At 72.2% G+C, this 17113-nt stretch carries 17 protein-coding genes; 2 read left to right on the forward strand and 15 right to left on the reverse strand.

Going from position 1 to position 17113, the window contains the following annotated elements; all coding sequences use genetic code 11:
- Positions 1–129: 129 nt before the first annotated feature.
- From pssA to ACQEUU_RS23910, 12 genes are all read right to left on the reverse strand, one after another.
- Positions 130–954: a CDP-diacylglycerol--serine O-phosphatidyltransferase gene (gene pssA / locus ACQEUU_RS23855; RefSeq protein ID WP_433069505.1), complete on the reverse strand. Its 825-nt coding sequence runs from the start codon at positions 952–954 to the stop codon at positions 130–132.
- Positions 941–1582, reverse strand: a complete 642-nt coding sequence (locus ACQEUU_RS23860; RefSeq protein ID WP_433069508.1) for a phosphatidylserine decarboxylase — start codon at positions 1580–1582, stop codon at positions 941–943. The genes pssA and ACQEUU_RS23860 overlap by 14 nt, the downstream gene beginning before the upstream one ends.
- 110 nt (positions 1583–1692) lie before the next feature.
- On the reverse strand, positions 1693–2676 hold the full coding sequence (locus ACQEUU_RS23865; RefSeq protein ID WP_433069511.1) for a TerC family protein: 984 nt from the start codon (positions 2674–2676) through the stop codon (positions 1693–1695).
- Between the two features lie 192 nt (positions 2677–2868).
- On the reverse strand, positions 2869–3975 hold the full coding sequence (locus ACQEUU_RS23870) for a glycosyltransferase family 4 protein (RefSeq protein WP_433069514.1): 1107 nt from the start codon (positions 3973–3975) through the stop codon (positions 2869–2871).
- 74 nt (positions 3976–4049) lie between these two features.
- Entirely contained in the window at positions 4050–5663 is a 1614-nt protein-coding gene (gene murJ, locus ACQEUU_RS23875; RefSeq protein WP_433069516.1) for a murein biosynthesis integral membrane protein MurJ, read from the reverse strand.
- A gap of 4 nt (positions 5664–5667) precedes the next feature.
- Complete coding sequence (locus tag ACQEUU_RS23880) at positions 5668–6522, reverse strand: hypothetical protein (RefSeq protein ID WP_433069519.1); 855 nt, start codon at positions 6520–6522, stop codon at positions 5668–5670.
- 1 nt (position 6523) lies between these two features.
- A complete protein-coding gene (locus tag ACQEUU_RS23885; RefSeq protein ID WP_433069522.1) occupies positions 6524–7498 on the reverse strand; it encodes a copper transporter in 975 nt (324 codons plus the stop codon).
- Positions 7495–8691, reverse strand: coding sequence for a putative cytokinetic ring protein SteA (gene steA / locus ACQEUU_RS23890; RefSeq protein ID WP_433069525.1), 1197 nt, complete (start codon positions 8689–8691; stop codon positions 7495–7497). Before steA ends, ACQEUU_RS23885 begins: the two co-directional genes overlap by 4 nt.
- A 73-nt stretch (positions 8692–8764) precedes the next feature.
- Positions 8765–10474 (reverse strand): DNA repair protein RecN, encoded by a 1710-nt coding sequence (recN, locus tag ACQEUU_RS23895; RefSeq protein WP_433069527.1) that lies wholly within the window; start codon positions 10472–10474, stop codon positions 8765–8767.
- Positions 10475–10569: 95 nt separating this feature from the next.
- Positions 10570–11469: an NAD kinase gene (locus ACQEUU_RS23900; RefSeq protein WP_433069528.1), complete on the reverse strand. Its 900-nt coding sequence runs from the start codon at positions 11467–11469 to the stop codon at positions 10570–10572.
- A complete protein-coding gene (locus ACQEUU_RS23905; protein WP_433069531.1) occupies positions 11466–12278 on the reverse strand; it encodes a TlyA family RNA methyltransferase in 813 nt (270 codons plus the stop codon). The genes ACQEUU_RS23900 and ACQEUU_RS23905 overlap by 4 nt, the downstream gene beginning before the upstream one ends.
- A complete protein-coding gene (locus ACQEUU_RS23910; protein WP_270158651.1) occupies positions 12275–12433 on the reverse strand; it encodes a hypothetical protein in 159 nt (52 codons plus the stop codon). Before ACQEUU_RS23910 ends, ACQEUU_RS23905 begins: the two co-directional genes overlap by 4 nt.
- A 124-nt stretch (positions 12434–12557) precedes the next feature.
- On the opposite strand from ACQEUU_RS23910, the gene ACQEUU_RS23915 reads away from it, so the two are divergent.
- Entirely contained in the window at positions 12558–12905 is a 348-nt protein-coding gene (locus tag ACQEUU_RS23915) for an SCP2 sterol-binding domain-containing protein (RefSeq protein WP_433069534.1), read from the forward strand.
- A 110-nt stretch (positions 12906–13015) separates the two neighbouring features.
- On the opposite strand, the gene ACQEUU_RS23920 is transcribed toward ACQEUU_RS23915, so the two are convergent.
- Together ACQEUU_RS23920 and ACQEUU_RS23925 are read right to left on the reverse strand one after the other, a co-directional pair.
- Positions 13016–13990 (reverse strand): HAD-IIA family hydrolase, encoded by a 975-nt coding sequence (locus tag ACQEUU_RS23920; RefSeq protein ID WP_433069537.1) that lies wholly within the window; start codon positions 13988–13990, stop codon positions 13016–13018.
- Between the two features lie 491 nt (positions 13991–14481).
- On the reverse strand, positions 14482–14901 hold the full coding sequence (locus ACQEUU_RS23925; protein ID WP_433069539.1) for a tetratricopeptide repeat protein: 420 nt from the start codon (positions 14899–14901) through the stop codon (positions 14482–14484).
- A gap of 101 nt (positions 14902–15002) precedes the next feature.
- On the opposite strand from ACQEUU_RS23925, the gene ACQEUU_RS23930 reads away from it, so the two are divergent.
- A complete protein-coding gene (locus tag ACQEUU_RS23930; RefSeq protein WP_433069540.1) occupies positions 15003–16517 on the forward strand; it encodes a DUF1015 domain-containing protein in 1515 nt (504 codons plus the stop codon).
- A 110-nt stretch (positions 16518–16627) separates the two neighbouring features.
- Here the strand turns inward: ACQEUU_RS23930 and ACQEUU_RS23935 are convergent, their stop codons facing one another.
- Complete coding sequence (locus ACQEUU_RS23935; RefSeq protein ID WP_433069543.1) at positions 16628–17023, reverse strand: single-stranded DNA-binding protein; 396 nt, start codon at positions 17021–17023, stop codon at positions 16628–16630.
- Between the last annotated feature and the right edge of the window lie 90 nt (positions 17024–17113).

Here is a 17113-nt window from a genome sequence, read left to right on the forward strand (position 1 = left end):
GGTCAGCGCTGGTAGGTCAGCGGCGCGACAGGACGCGCACGATCCGCTCGGCCGCGCGGGCGGGCTCGTCGGCCTGGCTTCATCAAAGCCGATGACACCGGGAAAGTCCGCTCTTTCCCGGTGTCGGGGTCACTGCTCGACGCGGGTGGCCTCGCGCCGGAGCTCGCGCTTGTAGAACAGCATCCGCAGCGGGATCGCCGCGACCAGGGCGATCTGCATGGCCGCGCCGATCTTGATCGGCATGTCGCCGCCCTCGGGCCAGGCGACCCAGAAGGTCAGGAACGCCACGTTCACCATGATCCAGGCGAGCACCACCGCCGCGAGCTGCCCCTTGGGCTTGGGGTACTCGATACGGCTGACCATCAGCCAGGCGACGCCGAGCACGCCGAGCAGCGCCCACACGCTGGGCTCGAACAGCAGGACGATGGAGATCACGGTCATCGCGCCCATCGGGATGGGCAGCCCCATGAAGTCGCCGCTCTTGGTCTTGACGCAGGCGAACCGCGCCAGCCTGACCACGCCGGCGACGAGCATCGCCGCCGCGGCGGTGACCACGGCGGCGAACGGCACCTCCGAGGTGAACCCGCCCCAGATCACGACCATGAACGCGGGCGCGAACCCGAAGCTGATCACATCGGCGAGGTTGTCGAGCTCGGCCCCCATCGCGGAGGCGCGGAAGCGCCGGGCCACCAGGCCGTCGAAAAGGTCACAGGTGGCGCCGATGAGGAGCAGCACCACGGCGGTCGCGAAGTAGCTCGGGGCGGGCGTGAAGTCGCCGTCGGTACGCAGCGAGTTGATGGCCGAGGCGGCCAGCACGCACACCGCGAGGAAGCCGCAGAGCGCGTTGCCGAGCGACAACGAGTCCGCGGCGGACAGACGGAACGCCTTGCCGACGGGGCCGCGAGGTTCTTCCTCCTCAGCCGCCTGCCAGCCACCGGCGTCAGCCGTGGTCAATTCTGGTCACCCCCGCAACCGTCTTCTCCCCCACGGACACCGCGGGGGAGATTCCTTCGGGAAGATAGATGTCGACCCTGGAACCGAACCGGATGAGCCCGATGCGCTCACCCTGGGCGACCTTCGCCCCGGCAGTCAGGTACGGCACGATCCTGCGCGCCACCGCGCCCGCGATCTGCACCATCTCGACGTCACCGAGCGCGGTCGCGAAATGCCACACCACGCGCTCGTTCTGGTCGCTGTCCTTGTTGAAAGCCGGCAGGAACCCACCCGCCACATGCTGCACGGAGGTGACATTTCCCGCAAGAGGTGCACGGTTGACGTGGACGTTCAGCGGGCTCATGAAGATAGCCACACGGGTGCGGCCGTCCGGCCACGGGTCGACGCTCTGGACGACGCCGTCGGCCGGTGCCAGGATCCGCCCCTGGCCGAGCGTGCGGTCGGGATCGCGGAAGAACCAGAGCATCCCGCCGGTGAGGGCGCTCAGCGGCACTGCCGCGAGCGCCCACCGACGGTCCCGGCCCGTCAGCAGCGCGCTGGCGGCCGCCGCGGCCGCCGTCGGGAGGAGCCACGGGGAGACCCCGCGTGCGAGCCTGAACGAACTCGACTTAGCAGAATCGTCTGACACGTACAACCTTTGGTGGTGACTGAACGGAGCGCTTTTGCCGTGATGGTACAGAACCCGCAACTATGACACGACAACGACTACCCAAGCAAAGCGCCTCGAAAGCCGTTTAGCTAGACCTGCTCCGAGGCGGGTTCCACACTCTTGCGCGTGTCCAGGCGGGCCTTGATCAGGCTGGCCACGGTGGTGATCACCATCGTGGAGCCGATGATGGTGAGGGACACCCAGATGGGGATATGAGGCGCCCAGGAGACTCCACTGGAGTGCAGAGCTTCCATAACCAGCTTAACCCCGATGAAACCGAGGATGAACGCGAGCCCGTAGCTGATGTAGACGAGCTTCTGGAGCAGACCGCCCAGCAGGAAGTAGAGCTGACGCAGTCCCATCAGCGCGAACGCGTTGGCGGTGAAGACGATGAACGGGTCGGTGGTGAGCCCGAAAATCGCCGGAATCGAGTCGAGTGCGAACAGCAGGTCGGTGCTGCCGATCGCGATCATGACGATCAGCATGGGAGTGACCATGCGCTTGCCGTCGATCTTCACCGAGATCTTGGAGCCGACGTAGCCCTCGGTGGTGGGCAGGGTCCGGCGCACCCAGCGCAGCAGGAGGTTCTCGTTGATCTCCTCGGCCTCGCCCTTGACGTGCTGGCGGATGATGTTGACCGCCGTGTAGATCAGGAAGGCGCCGAAGACGTAGAACAGCCAGCCGAACCGCTCCAGCGCGGCGGCGCCGAGCGCGATGAAGATGCCGCGCATGACCAGCGCGAGCAGGATGCCGACGAGCAGCACCTTGTGCTGGTAGGCCTTCGGCACCGCGAACCGGCTCATGATGATGAAGAAGACGAACAGGTTGTCGACGCTCAGGCTGTACTCGGTGATGTAGCCGGCGAAGAACTCCCCTGCCTTCTCCGGCCCCGAGGTGAACCAGAGGACCACGCCGAAGATCACGGCCAGGGCCACGTAGAAGCTGACCCAGCCGCCGGCCTGGCGCATGGAGAACTCACGGGCCTCGCCGCGGTCGACGATCCACAGGTCGACGGCGAGGACGAGCAGCAGCCCGCCGATCACGACGATCCATGCCCACAAGGGTTCGGTCACGTTGCAATACCTCCGGCACGCAGGGCTGACTGCCGGAGGTCTCTCCCGCCCGCATCGAACCGCGGACCGGCAGCCCCGGGGGCCCCGTGGATCGGGGCTGACCGTGATGACGAGGCTGCCGCGAAGGGATACTCCCCTCCCCAACTCACGCAGTATACGAGAACGCCTCAGAAGATTGTCCGCACCCGACGATCAAGAGCTGGCGTAGGCCGCGAGTGCGCTTCGCACCGCTTCGTCCTCTCCGGGCAACTCGGCGCCCCGGCGGGCCGCCGCCGCCGCCCACCGCTCCGCCTCACCGGGGTCGGCGACCAGTTTCCGTACGGCGGCGCGCAGCGCGGCCGGGTCACCGTAGGGCACGAGGATCCCGGCGTCGCCGACGAGACCGGGCACGCCGCCGACAGCGGTGGCGATCACGGGCGTGCCGGCCTTGAGCGTCTCGCTGACGCTCAGCGGCAGCCCTTCCCACCGGCTGGCCCAGACCGCGACGGTGGCGGCGGCGAGCAGGTCGGGCACGTCGTCCCGGTGGCCGAGCAGCACCACGGGCAGCCGCTCGGCGGCGATGCGGCGCGCCAGCTCGTCCCGGAGCGGGCCCTCCCCCGCGATCGCGAACAGCGGCGCAGGACTCTCCCACGGCCCGGCGGCGGCGTCGAGCAGCGTCTCCAGGCCCTTCTGCTGGGCGAGCCTGGCGACCGTGAGCACCAGCGGCCGGTCCCCGGCCCCGAGATCGGCCCGCACCTCGCCGGGCGTCCGCCGGGCCTGCCGCAGCGGCGGCGCGGGCACGACGGCCGGCCGGACGTCCCGCGCCCCCAGCACGCCCATCCGCTCCCCCAGGTCGGGCGAGACGACCAGCACCCGGTCCGCCCGCCGGGCCACGATCCGCTCCAGCACCCCGTACACGGCCCCGACGAACCCCCCGGCGGTGAGCGCGTTGTGCAGCGTCACCACGAGCAGCGGCCGCTCCCCCGTCCCGGGCCGGCCCGGATCTCCCGGGGAGCGCCACGGCCTGGCGAGGGCGGCCAGGGCGCCGGCCCGCAGGCCGTGGGCGTGCACGACGTCGGCGCCGCGGATCGCCCGCCGGACCGACAGCACCGCGCGCGCGTCGTTGACCGGATGCGGCCGGTCGGACACCGGGACCTCGACGAACCGGGCCCCCGCCTCGCCGAACCCGAACTGCTCCTCGACCTCCGGCGGCCCGGCGACCACCACCCGGTGACCACGCCGCGCCAGCCCGGCGGCCAGCATGTGAACGTGCCGCCCGGTGCCTCCGGTGGTGGTGCCCACCACGTAAGCCACTCGCACCCGAACCCCTCTCACCCGAACCGACACCTCGACCGGCACCTCGAGCGGCACCTCGACCGGCATCCGCCGCTTCCTCAGCCGCCGGGCGACCGTCTGCCGAGGACGCCGGCCACCGCCCTGGCGTCGTCCCTGTCGACCAGCGTCACCACGCCGCCGCCCACCGCCAGCGCCGCCACGGCGGCCAGCAGCGTGACACCCACGTTCGCCCACACCCCCCCGGCCCCGATCCACGAGGCCGCCCACGCCCCCGCCAGGAACCCGGCCACACCTCCCGCGACGGCCGCGGCCAGCGCCCGTCCGAGCCCGGCCACCGCCGTCCGGCCGCGCGCGGCGACCACGTACCAGAGCATGAGCGCCCCGCCGGCCGTCATCCCGACGGCCATGCCGAGCGCCAGCCCGCCGATCCGCCACCCGTCGGGCAGCGCCAGCGCGAACGCGGTCTGCGCCACCATGGTCACCCCCCAGCCGCAGACGGTCCCCACGGCGGCGCCCCGCGCCCTGCCGGTCGCGTACAGGACCCGGCTGAGGTGGGCGATGAGCCCGTACCCGATCAGGCCGGGCGCGAACAGCGCGACGGCCCGCGCCAGCGCCGCCGGGTCGACCTGGCTCTTGTCGGCCAGGAACACCGCCGCACCCGGCGCGGACGCGGCGGCCAGCACCCCGGCGGCCACCCCGGACACGAGCACGACCGCCCGCGTGGTGGCGGCGGCGAGCCGGGCGAACTCCTCGTCCTCCCCCGCTTCGGCCCGCGCGGACAGCCGGGGGAACGCGCTGGTGGCGATCGGCACGGCGAGCACCGCGTACGGCACCAGATAGATCGCCCACGCGTAGTTGTAGACGGTGAGGGCCCCTCCGCCGATCACGGTGTTGGCCAGCAGCAGCACCACGACCATGGCGGCCTGCTGGGCGAGCAGCCCGGCGATCCCGGCCAGCGCGAGCCTGCGCACCTGCCCGGCCACGCCGTCGGGGAAGCGCAGCGTGGGCCGCCACCGCACGCCGAGCCGGGCGGTCGGCCCGATCACGGTGAGGACGAGCGCGAGCACGCCGAGGCTGGTGCCTGCTGACAGCGCCAGTTCGGCCGGCGGCGGCACCCGCAGCGGGTCGTCGGCCCCGCTGCTCAGGGGCACGAAGACCAGGTACGCGACGATGACGACGATGCTCGACACGAGCGGCGCGAGCGCCGGCGAGGCGAAGCGGTGGTGCGCCTGCAGCAGGCCGTAGAGCACGACCGCGACGCCGTACAGCGGGATCTGCGGCGCGAACACCACCAGCATGCGGGTGGCGACGTCATGTACGTCCGACGGGTCGCAGCCGTCGATGGGGAACAGCCCGACGATCGGTCCGGCGAGCAGCGCGACGAGCACCGCCACCGGCACGAGCACCACGAGCACCCAGGTGAGCAGCGCGGAGGCGATCCGGCCTGCCCTGGCCGTGGCCCCTTCGGACACGGCCCCGGCGAGCACCGGCACGACCATCCCGGCCAGCGCGCCGCCGACCACGACCTCGAAGATGATGTTCGGGATCTGGTTGGCGGTGAAGTACGCGTCGCTCAGGCAGTTGGTGCCGACGGTGCGCGCGAGCGCGTACTGCTTGGCGAAGCCCGTGACGCGGGCCAGCACGGTGATCGCGCCGATGAGCAGCGCGCCGCCGGCCACGCCACGGGCCAGCCTCGCCTTGCGCTCGGTCAACGGGTCACGCGTCGGCGGGGCGGCGGCCCAGCATGTCGATCCGGTTGAGCACCTGGTTGCCCGCGATGACCTTGGTGAAGCTGACCTTCTCGGAGGCCGCGGTGAGCGCGGCCACGGTGCCGAGCAGGACGAGCCTGCCGGGACGGCCGAGCCTGGTCACCGCGGCCAGGCCCAGCAGCGCGCCCAGCGCGTTGGCCCCGGCGTCGCCCAGCATGGCCCGCTCGCCCAGGTCGTCGGGAAGCAGCGCGGCCGCGGCGCCCAGCGGCACGGCGGCCAGCGCCGCCGTCGCGGGCGAGTCTCCGGCGACGGCCGCCGCCAGCAGCGGCCCTCCGGTGAGCAGCCCGACCTTGATCGCCCGGCCGGGGCGCAGGTCGAACAGGTTGGCCAGGTTGGCCGCGCCCGCGATGGCGGCGCCGTTGACGAGCGTGTCGGCCGGGCCGTCGGACACGAGCGCCGCGGCGGCCAGCCCGGTCGCGCCGATGCCGAGGATCTTGACGGCGCCGCTGGTGACCTCGCCCCTGGCCAACGCGCTCAGGTGGCCTTTGAAGCCCTTGGACGAGGTGGTGCCGTAAAGGTCGTCATAGGCGCCGAGCGCGCCGCTGCCCGCCCCGGCCAGCAGCGCCGCCGCCCGCGCGCGGCCCGGCAGGCCGGGCGCCAGCGCGGCCGCGGCGCTCGCCCCGGCCACGAACGCGGGCCCTTCGAGGAGCGTGATCGGCTCGCCGCGGTGGTTCTTGCGGGTCCAGCGGCTGCCGGGGTCGAGCGCGCCGCCGGGCGTACGGGTGAGCGCGGCGTAGGCGGCGCGGGCCGCGGCGGCGCCGATCGCGGCGCCCGCGAGGGCGTAGAGCAGGCCACGGGCCATGTCAGCTCCCTGACTCGGTGGACGACGGGGTCGGAGTGGGCGGCACGGGCTGGAACGCGGCGGCTCCGGCGCCGGTGCCGTACTGGCCCACGCCTCCGTTCACTTGCTCTCGCAGAGCGTAGACGATCACGATCTGGCCTTCAGGCATATCGGCGCTGTCGACGGTAGAGACCCGCTTGGCGATCTCGCCGTCGTCGCGCAGGGCGGTGATGGCTCCGCCGGGCGCGGCCGAGGTGGCCGCGGCGCCGGCCAGCACCGCGCCCCTGCCGCCCGCGTCCAGCCCGCCCGCCACCGAGGTGAGCGCCGCGGCCTGACCCTCGGCGTCCTCCCCCTCGTACGGAGCGTCGGGCGCGTAGAGGACTGCGAGCGTGGCGCGATTGAGCGCGTCGCCGTCGATGTCGACGAACCCGCCGGTCTGGAGGCCGTCGACGACGGCGGCCAGGGTCTCGCTGGGGGTGCCGGCCGCGGCCGCGTCGGTGGTCATGAGCGTGGCGGCGAGCAGTGCGGCGGCCTTGTCGTGCACGGTGGCCGTGTCGGGGAAGGTCATCTCGGCGGGCTTCAGCTGGCTGACCAGGCCGTCGAGCACGCCGGCGCTCTTGGGGTCGAAGAACTTCTCGAGCAGCAGGAGCCGGCCGGTGACCTTCGCCCCCGCCTCGGCGAGCACCTGCTCGGTGGCCTCGCGATAGGTGGCGCCGGCCCCGGGCGCCTCGACGATCAGCACCTGCTCGCCCGCGAGGCTCTCCCGCACGAGCTGCGGGGTGACGGTGGTGACGAACTCCTGGTGCTCCTGCTCGCGCGCCTTCATCGTCTCGAGCTGGCCGCGCAGCTCCTGTTTGTCCTGGGTGAGCTGGCTGGTCATCTCGTTGGCCGTCTTGATCGCGGGATCCTGCAGCAGGTTCGTGCCGAGCACGATGCCGACGGCCAGCGCCAGGAAGATGGCGACGATGGAGATGAGGTGATAGCGGAAATCGATCACGAGAAGAGCCCGACCAACCAGAAGATGAACGCGTTCCAGACGTCTTGCAGGCCGTTCAGCCAGATCTGGCCGAGCGGTGATGCGGAGAGAGCGACCCCCATGGTCACCAGCGCGGTGACCGCCAGGAGCACCAGCTGGGAGGTGGAGATGCGGCTCCGGTAGAGCATGCTGACGCCCTTCGCGTCGACGAGTTTACTGCCGACGCGCAGGCGGGTGAGAAACGTGCTGGCCATGCCGGAGCGGCCCTTGTCGAGGAACTCCTCCAGCGTGCCGTGCGTGCCGACGGCGACGATCAGCTCGGCGCCCTTCTCGTCGGCCAGCAGCATGGCGATGTCCTCGCTGGTGCCGGTCGAGGGGAAGACGACCGCGTCCAGTCCGAGCTGGTGGACGCGCTCCAGACCGGGGGCCCGGCCGTCGCGGTAGGCGTGCACGATCAGCTCGGCGCCGCAGGTGAGCGCCTTGGTGGAGACCGAGTCGAAGTCGCCGACGATCACGTCGGGCAGGTAGCCGGCCTCCAGCAGCGCGTCGGCCCCGCCGTCGACGCCGATCAGCACGGGACGGTACTCGCGCAGGTAGGGCCGGAGGGTGGCGATGTCCTCCTTGTAGTGGTAGCCGCGGACCACGATGAGCGCGTGCCGGCCGTCGATCTTCGTCCGGATCTCGGGCACGCCGACGCCGTCGATGAGCAGCTTGCCCTCGCCGCGGACGTACTCCATCGTGTTGACGGCGAACGCCTCGATCTGCACGGCCAGCCCGGCGCGGGCCTCGGCCATGGCCGCCTCGACGGTCTCGGTGGTCTGCACCTCGCCCTTGCCGACGGCCTCGTCGTCGAGATAGACGATGCCCTCGTGCAGCCGGACCACGTCGCCGTCCTTGACACGCTCGAACAGCTCCTGGCTGGCGTTGTCGACGAACGGGATGCCGGCCTCGACGATGATCTGCGGCCCCAGGTTGGGGTAGCGACCGCTGATGCCCGCGGCGACGTCGACCACGCCCGCCGCCCCGCACGCCACGAGTGCCTCCGCGCTGACCCGGTCGACATCGACATGGTCGATGATGGCGATCTCTCCCGGCTGGAGGCGCTTGGTGAGCCTCTTGGTCCGGCGGTCGATCCTCGCCACCCCGGTGACGCCGGGAAGGTCGTTGGCCTTCCTCGCGCGGAGGCCCGGCATCCTGCTCCCCGGAACCTTCATCAAGACCATCCTGCCAGAGCAAAAGACCTGGGAGGCCATGCATGACCAGGCGTGTCCGCTATGTCACACCGAATCACCTGTCGGCCGCCGCCAGCCCCAGAAGTTCCTCCGCGTGCGCTCTGCCCAGTTCGGAGTCTTCCAATCCCGCCAGCATGCGCGACAGTTCGCGCACGCGGCCCTCATGGTCGAGCGTGACCACGCCGCTGCGCACCACACTGCCGTCGCCGGCCTTCTCCACCACCAGATGCTGGTCGGCGAAGGCGGCGACCTGCGGCAGGTGGGTGACGACGATCACCTGCGCGGTGCGGGCCAGCCTGGCCAGCCTGCGCCCGATCTCCACCGCGGCCTTGCCGCCCACGCCGGCGTCCACCTCGTCGAAGACGAACGTGGGCACCGGGTCGGCCCCGGCGAACACCACCTCGATCGCGAGCATCACCCGGCTCAGCTCGCCGCCGGAGGCGCCCTTGTTCAGCGGCAGCGGCGGCGCGGCCGGGTGAGCCGCCATGCGCAGCTCCACCTCGTCGACCCCGTCGGGGCCGAAGTCGGCGGCCCGGGTGAGCTGGACCACGACCCGGGCATGCGGCATCGCCAGCGCGGTCAGCTCCTCGGTGACGGCCTGGCCGAACCGCTCGGCGGCGGCCTCGCGCACCCGGGTCAGCTCGGTGGCCAGCTCGGTCAGCCGGACGGTCAGCTCCTCGTGCTCGCGCGCCAGCTCGCCGATGCGCTCGTCGTCGCCCTCCAGCTCGGTCAGCCGGGCGGCCGACTGCTGCGCCCAGGCCAGCACCGCGGCGCTGTCCTCGCCGTACTTGCGGATCAGACCGGTGAGTACGGACCTGCGCTCCTGCACGGCGGCCAGCCGGCCGGGGTCAGACTCGATCGACTCGGCGTAGGAGGCCAGGTCGGTGGCCACGTCGGAGATCAGGTAGCCGGCCTCGGCCAGCCGGTCGGCGACGGCGGCGAGCGCGGTGTCGTAGTCGCGGACCGCTTCGACGGACGTGCGGGCCTCGCCCAGCAGGGAGATCACGTCGCGGGACCCGCCGGTGGCCTCCATGGGGTCGCCGAGCAGCGCGGTGTGGGCGGCGGTCGCGGCGGTGCGCAGCGCGTCGGCGTGCGAGAGCCGCTCCTCCTCCTCGCGCAGCGCGGCGTCCTCGCCGGGCTTGGGGTCGACCTTCTCGATCTCCTCCAGGCCGAATCTGAGCAGGTCGGCCTCCTGCGCCCGCTCCCTGGCCCGGGTGGTCAGCTCCTCCAGCAGCGCGGCGACCTGCTTGTGGCGCTTGTATGCCTGCTGGTAGGCGCGCAGCGGCTTGACCAGGTCGTTTCCGGCGTAGCGGTCGAGGGCGGCGCGCTGCCTGGCGGGCTGGAGCAGCCGCTGCTGGTCCATCTGGCCGTGCACCGCCACCAGGTCGTCGGCGAGGTAGGTCAGCGTGCCGACCGGCACGGACCGGCCGCCGAGCCAGGCCCGCGAGCGGCCCTCCGCGGAGACCGTGCGGGAGATGATGAGCTCGCCGTCGTCGATCTCACCGCCGGCGTCCTCGACCTGCTGGGACACCCGGCCGCCCGGCTCGATGACGAGCGTGCCCTCCACCGACGCCTTGTCGGCGCCCGGCCGGACGCGGGAGGGGTCGGCCCGGCCGCCGAACAGCAGCCCGAGACCCGTGACGACCATCGTCTTGCCCGCGCCGGTCTCGCCCGTCACCACGTTGAAGCCCGGCGAAAGCTCCAGCACGGCCTCGTCGATGACGCCGAGCCCCTGGATGCGGACCTCCTCGACCCTTGGTCGCACTGCCCACTCCCGTCACTTGCGAGATTACGATCAACCGCGCCGCGGCCCGAACACGTGTGCGCATGCGATCCTACGTGTTCGCTGCCTCAATTCACTCAGGGTCGCACCCTCCCACGCCAGCCCTGAACGGGTAGTTCGAACTTGGCGACCAGTCTGTCCGTGAAGGGCGCGCCGGTGCTCTCCACGCCGTGCAGCCGGGCGAGCCGCACCGGCTCGGCGCCCCGGCGCACCTCGACCCGGCTGCCGGAGGGCAGGTCGAAACGGCGGCGGCCGTCGCACCACAGCACCCCGCCGGGGGTGTCCGGCAGGATCTCGACGGCCAGCGTGGAGCGCGGGGAGACGACGAGCGGCCTGGCGAACAGGGCGTGCGCGCTGATCGGGACCATGAGCAACGCCTCGACCTCCGGCCAGACCACCGGGCCGCCGGCGGAGAACGCGTAGGCGGTGGAACCGGTCGGGGTGGCGCAGATCACGCCGTCGCAGCCCCAGCGCGACAGCGGCCGCCCGTCGATCTCGGCGACCACCTCCAGCATGCGCTCCTGCTTCTCCACGCTCACCTCGTTGAGCGCCCAGGTGTCGGCGATGACGTTGCCGTTCTGCCGGGCCAGCACGTCGACGGTCATGCGCTCCTCGACGTCGTAGCGGCCGGCCACCACGCTGTCGACGGCGTCGGCCAGGTCGGCGACCTCCGCCTCGGCGAGGAAGCCGACGTGGCCGAGGTTCACGCCGAGCAGCGGGGTGCGGGTCGGCCTGGACAGCTCGGCCGAGCGCAGCAGCGACCCGTCGCCGCCGAGCACGATCATCACCTCCGCGTCCTTGGCGGCGCTCGGCTCGGTCGGCACCACGTCCACGCCTTCGGCGCCGATCTCGCCGGCCTCTCCGTCGAGGACCCGCACGCGCAGGCCGGCGCCGAGTAGACGGCGGATGACCAGGCGGGCGCTGTCGACGGCGGCCTCGCGCCCGGTGTGCACGGTGACCAGGACGGTCCTGTTCATTGCGGCCCTTCCGCGACGGCCCGCCGGATCTCGGCCTCGAGGTCGGCGACCGGCGGCTCGCCCTCCCCCTTGCCCAGCCACAGCAGGTACTCGACGTTGCCCGACGGCCCCGGCAGCGGGCTGTAGGTGACGCCGCGCACGGTCAGCCCGAGCTCCACGGCCCTGGCCGCGGCCTCGCGGACCGCTCCGGCGCGCAGCTCGGGGTCGCGCACCACGCCGCCCGCGCCGACGAGGTCCTTGCCCACCTCGAACTGCGGCTTGACCAGCAGCACGAAGTCGGCGGCCGGCGCGGCGACGGCCGTCAGCGCGGGCAGCACCAGGCGCAGCGAGATGAACGACAGGTCGCCGACGACCAGCGTGGGCGGCTCGCCGACCAGGTCCGGGGTGAGGTCGCGGACGTTGACCCGCTCCATCACCGTGACCCGCTCGTCGGTCCGCAGCGACCAGGCCAGCTGGCCGTAGCCGACGTCGACCGCGAGCACGTGCGCCGCCCCCCGGCGCAGCAGCACATCCGTGAACCCGCCGGTGGACGCGCCCGCGTCCAGGCAGCGCCGCCCCTCCACGGCGAGGCTCTTGAACGTGTCGAGCGCGCCGAGGAGCTTGTGGGCGCCGCGCGAGACGTAGTCGGGGCCGTCCTGCGACTCCGTCACGACGATGGCGGCGGCGGTGTCGACCTGGGTCGCCGGCTTGGCGGCCTGCCGCCCGCCGACGGTGACGCGGCCCGTCTCGATGAGCTGGGCCGCCTGCTCCCGGGACCTGGCCAGGCCACGCCGCACCAGCTCGCTGTCGAGCCGGATCCTGCGGCTCACTGCGCGTCCACGGCGCCCAGCGCGGCCTCCAGCCCGGAGAACGCCTCTTCGAACACCGCCACGTGATCGCTCACCGGCAGGCCCGGCAGCCGGTCCAGCCCGGCCAGAACCGCGTCCACCCGCGCGTCGCCGATCTCCTCTGGCAGCTCACTCATGACTCGACGGTAACGCCTCGGGCGAGCGCGCGGGACCTTGGCGGGCGTGTCACACGTTGAAGGGTCATACAGGGCGCTCGGTGTGGAACGCTACGGATCGTCAAGGGATCAGAAAGGAGCGATCATGGCAAGCGTCGAGGAGTGCCGGGCGGCACTGGTCAAGCTCGTCGCCCAGTTCGACGAGATCGACGCGGAGGACCGGGCCAGGCACGTGGTCGAGCGCACGGTCAGCTGCCGCGTCTCGGACCTCGATGTGACCTTCTACGGGCGGCTGCACCACGACGGCCTGGATCCGTTCGTGGAGTCGCAACCGGCGAACGGCAAACCCGCCGACGTCAAGCTGACGATCGTCAGCGACGACCTCGTGGCGCTGGTGGACGGACAGCTCGACCTGGCCCGCGCGGTCCTCGGCGGCCGCGTGAAGATCGACGCCAGTTTCGGCGACCTGCTCCGCCTGCGCCGACTCCTCTGACCCCGCCCCACGTCCCCTCTGCGAACGCGCCCTCGACGAGCCGTTCTCTCCTTGGGCGTCCGCCCCCTCGCCGAACCGCCCTCAGACACCTGTCCTCGACAGACCTGGCGCTAGCCGAGCCTGGCCAGCACGGGCTTGACCGCGTCCTCCTCCGCGCGGCCCGCACCCGCCGCCGCCCAAGCGGCGTCGCAGGCCGCCCGCAGCCCGTCGATCCTGCTGCCGTCGCCGTCGAGCCGCAGCGCCCCGTCCACCCAGCGGGCCCGCCAGCCGCCGCACGCCCCGTCCCGCACCTCCGGGTACGGAGCCGACAACCCCGACAGGTCCTCGGTCACGTACACCGGACGCCGGTGCGGCGGCGCGGTGAGCACGTCGAGCGGCCTGGCCACGCCGGTGAGCACCAGCAACCCGTCCACGCCCGCGTTGCGCGCCCCCTCGATGTCGGTGTCGAGGCGGTCGCCGACCACCAGCGGCCGCCGCGCCCCCGTGCGGATCATCGACTCGCGGTGCAGCGGCGGATCCGGCTTCCCCGCGTACAAGGGCTCCACGCCGGTCGCCGTGGCGATCACCCGCGCCATCGCCCCGTTCCCCGGCACCTCGCCCCGTCCGATGGGCATGGTCGAGTCGCGGTTGGCGGCCACGAACAGCGCCCCCTGCCGCACCGCCAGCGCCCCCTCGGCCAGCAGCCCGTACGACAGCCCCGCCCACATTCCCTGCACCACGGCCGCGGGCTCCTCGGCCGCCGCCGTGACGGGCCTGAGCCCTTGCGCGCGTACCGCCATCCGGAGGCCGGCCCCGCCGACGACCAGCACCTTCGCCCCGGGCGGCACCCTCTCGGCCACCACCCGCGCCGCCGCCTGAGCCGACGTCACCACGTCGTCCCGTCCGGCCGGCACCCGGAGCTCCCGCAGGTGAGCCGCTATGGCGGCCGGGGTCCTGGAGGCGTTGTTGGTCACGTACGCCAGCCGGACCCCGCGCCGCCGCGCCTCCGCCAGCGCCTCAGCCGCCCCGGACACAGCCCGCGGCCCGAGGTAGACGACGCCGTCAAGGTCGAGCAGCAGGGTGTCGTAACCGTCGATCAGCACCATGCCTCTTTCCCGTCGCCGGCTCACGTCCCGTGAGACTCTAACCGGCCTCCCCGGCGGCCACCGCCCAGAGCCCGCGTTGCCGACCGCGTGGGCGGCAGGAACCCGCCTCCCTACAGCACAGGCCGGCAGAACCCGGCCCGGCAGAACCGACCTTCCGCACGGACCCGGCAGAACCAACCTTCCGCACGGACCCGGCAGAACCGACCTTCCGCACGGACCTGGCAGATCCGACCTTCCACCAGCTGGGGAAGGCGTACCTGAGCAGGGAGCTCGTCGGCGTGTGCGGCCTTCGCCGGAACGAGAGCACGCGGGTGGAGATCCTCTACAGCCTCGACCCCGCCCCCTGGGGGTCCGCCACCGAAGCGGCCCGCGCCGTCCTGGACGCGGGCCGACGAGCGGGTGCGGGGGACATCATGCTGGAGACGGACGAGGACGACACCGCCCCCCGACGGCCGGCCGGGCACGTCCGTGACGCGCGCTCTCAGAGCGCGTCACATGTCCTGGCGGGCCTTCAATGTGGCCCGGACGCTGCGCAACGCCGACACGTAGTTGCGGTCGTCAGGTCGCATCGCGACCGCGATCGCCAGCGGCTCCTGGGCCGCCTCGACGTCGCCCGTTCGCCACAAGGAGAGTCCCAATCCGAAATAGGCGTAATCCTCCGTGGGATTGTCCTCCACGATCCATTGGAAGCTGCTGGCCGCCTCCTGGTACCGCCGGGAGTTGAACTGGGCCCGCGCCAGCGCCTCCCTGATGCTCCGAGACTCAGGCTCCGCGTCCGCCGCGCGTTCCAGCAGCGCCGCCGCGGCGGCGGGGCTGCCCTCCTGGAGAAGCTTCACACCACGCTGGTACCAGTCATAGACGTCACCTTGAGGGGTTCCGGGGGAATCGGTGTGGCCGTTGGCGCCTTCCATGATGAGTGAGCCCTCCTTCATCGGCGTACGACGGAGTTTCGGGATCGAACGCCACCGGGGCGTTGTGGCGACTACGGGAAGACTCGGATGTTTATGGCAGCATGCCCGGTATGGGGAATTCTGAACTGCCGATACCGGACGGGCTGATCCTGCGCCCGTTCCGGGGCGTCCGCTTCGCCGTCGACGATCCCGCCAAGGTGACCTCCCCGCCTTACGACCTCATCTCCGACGGGGATGTACGCGCTCTCCTGGACGTCCATCCCAACAACGTCGTCCGTCTCATCCTTCCCCTTTCGCCCGACACGGACGCGCGGAAGATCCCCACAGAGCACCGGCCAGCCGAACGACAACCGTCACAAGAAACAGACAAATCCCCACGAAGCGCTGCCCAAGAAGCGCCCGACCCCCGGTACGCCGAGGCCAGGAGGACGCTGCGAGCCTGGCTCGACGCGGGCGTCCTCGCCCCCGACGAGGAGCCGGCGCTCTACGTGTACGAGCAGCGCGGGCCCGGTGTGCTGCAGCGCGGCCTCATCGGCGACGTCTGTCTGCCGGACCCGGCGCAGCGCATCGTCCTGCCGCACGAGGACGTGCTCCCCGGCCCCATCGCCGACCGCCTCGCCCTCATGAGCACCACCCAGGCCAACCTGGAGCCCATCTTCCTCCTCTACAACGGCCAGAACGGCGTGGCGACCCGCCTCGTCGACGAGGTGGCCACCGGCCGTCCGCCCCTGGTCACCGCCCACACCGAGGACGGCCTGACCCACCGCCTCTGGGCGATCACCGACGAGGCCGAGATCGCCGCCGTCAACACCGACCTCCTCCCTCGCCAGGCCCTCATCGCCGACGGTCACCACAGGTACGCGACGTACCGCATCCTCCAGCGCCGCGAACACGCCCTCCACCCCACCGTGGGGCACCGCGACGAACCCGCGCAGGGTGAGCACGGCGGTCGCGACAGCCAGGCGGGCCACCGCGAACCTCCGAGCGGCAGGGAGAACGCCGGCCGGGACGCCCTCGACCCGGAGCAGCCGCCGGAGCCGGCCAAGCGGAGCCCATGGGACTTCGGGCTGGCGCTGCTCGTGGACACCGACGCGTACCCGCCCGAGCTCAAGGCCATCCACCGGGTCATCCCGCAACTCCCGCTCGACGAAGCCGTGGCCAGGGCCAAGGGGTCCTGGCGCGTACAGGACTTCACCGATCTGGACGAGGGCCTGGCCGCCCTCAGCGACGCCGAGGGCCCGGCCTTCCTGCTGGCCTGCGGCGCCGAAGCGCACCTCCTGTCCAACCCGGACCCCTTGCAGCTCGCTCAGGCCATGCCCGCGGACCGCTCGGCCCGGTGGAACTCGCTGAACACCTCCATCCTCACCGAGTTCGTGCTCCCCAAGGTGTGGGGCCTGCGGGACGACGAGGAGACGGTGCGCATCGTCCACCACGACCCGCGGGCCGCCGCCGAGCTCGCCGACACCACAGGCGGCACCGCCGTCATCCTCGAACCCCTGGCCGTCGCCGATGTCCTGGCGGTGGCGGCGGGCGGTGAACGGGTGCCTCGCAAGTCCACCTCCTTCGGCCCCAAACCCCGCACCGGGCTGATCCTGCGCACCTTCGCCATCCGCTGACCACCACGGGCCGGCTCTCCTCCGTCACCTGTCCCGGCGGAGGTGACAGCCCGGGGCACGCGCGCCCCTCCATGCCTGCGTACGCAGTGCGGCGAGGCAGGCATCCCCGGTCAGATCACCTTGGCCAGCTCGGCGACCGGGCGGGGCGAGGAAGGAGGTGGCGGTTCGGCGGGCTCGTCCAGGGGCAGAGAATCCGCCTCGATGGCTCTGACCGTGGCCACCTCAACTTCGTAGGTCCAGATCTTGGCGGACGCCGGGCCGAAGACCCGGCAGCGGAAGGCGCCGGTGACCTCCATGGCGTCGCGCGGCTTGAGTCCGTGGAGGACGTCGGCCACCCCCTGGTCGAAGCTGACGCACGGAATGCTGTCGGTGAGCGTGCCTCCCCGCTTGTGCCTGCGGCGGCGCACCAGCAGCCGCCATTTCGTCATGGTGTCGCCGCTCGGCAGGCTCCGGTCCTCCGCTGCCGCGGACAGCCGTCCCACCAGCAAGACCTCGTTGCGGTCCACTGTCGTCCTCCCATGGGTGATCGGGTGGAGATCACTCTCTACGATGTGAGGAAGTCCGGTTCGGCTCGAATGCCGTTCTGGGGATAGCGG

It is taken from the genome of Nonomuraea sp. CA-218870, from assembly GCF_050936535.1.
Taxonomy (GTDB): domain Bacteria; phylum Actinomycetota; class Actinomycetes; order Streptosporangiales; family Streptosporangiaceae; genus Nonomuraea; species Nonomuraea corallina.

What these genes read in the sequence shown, in the direction of transcription:
- ACQEUU_RS23880 (WP_433069519.1), bottom strand. Translation starts at nt 6,522, where the DNA reads ATGGCCCGTGGCCTGCTCTACGCCCTCGCGGGCGCCGCGATCGGCGCC.
- steA (WP_433069525.1), bottom strand. Translation starts at nt 8,691, where the DNA reads ATGAAGGTTCCGGGGAGCAGGATGCCGGGCCTCCGCGCGAGGAAGGCC.
- ACQEUU_RS23900 (WP_433069528.1), bottom strand. Translation starts at nt 11,469, where the DNA reads ATGAACAGGACCGTCCTGGTCACCGTGCACACCGGGCGCGAGGCCGCC.
- ACQEUU_RS23910 (WP_270158651.1), bottom strand. Translation starts at nt 12,433, where the DNA reads ATGAGTGAGCTGCCAGAGGAGATCGGCGACGCGCGGGTGGACGCGGTT.
- ACQEUU_RS23915 (WP_433069534.1), top strand. Translation starts at nt 12,558, where the DNA reads ATGGCAAGCGTCGAGGAGTGCCGGGCGGCACTGGTCAAGCTCGTCGCC.
- ACQEUU_RS23920 (WP_433069537.1), bottom strand. Translation starts at nt 13,990, where the DNA reads ATGGTGCTGATCGACGGTTACGACACCCTGCTGCTCGACCTTGACGGC.
- ACQEUU_RS23925 (WP_433069539.1), bottom strand. Translation starts at nt 14,901, where the DNA reads ATGGAAGGCGCCAACGGCCACACCGATTCCCCCGGAACCCCTCAAGGT.
- ACQEUU_RS23930 (WP_433069540.1), top strand. Translation starts at nt 15,003, where the DNA reads ATGCCCGGTATGGGGAATTCTGAACTGCCGATACCGGACGGGCTGATC.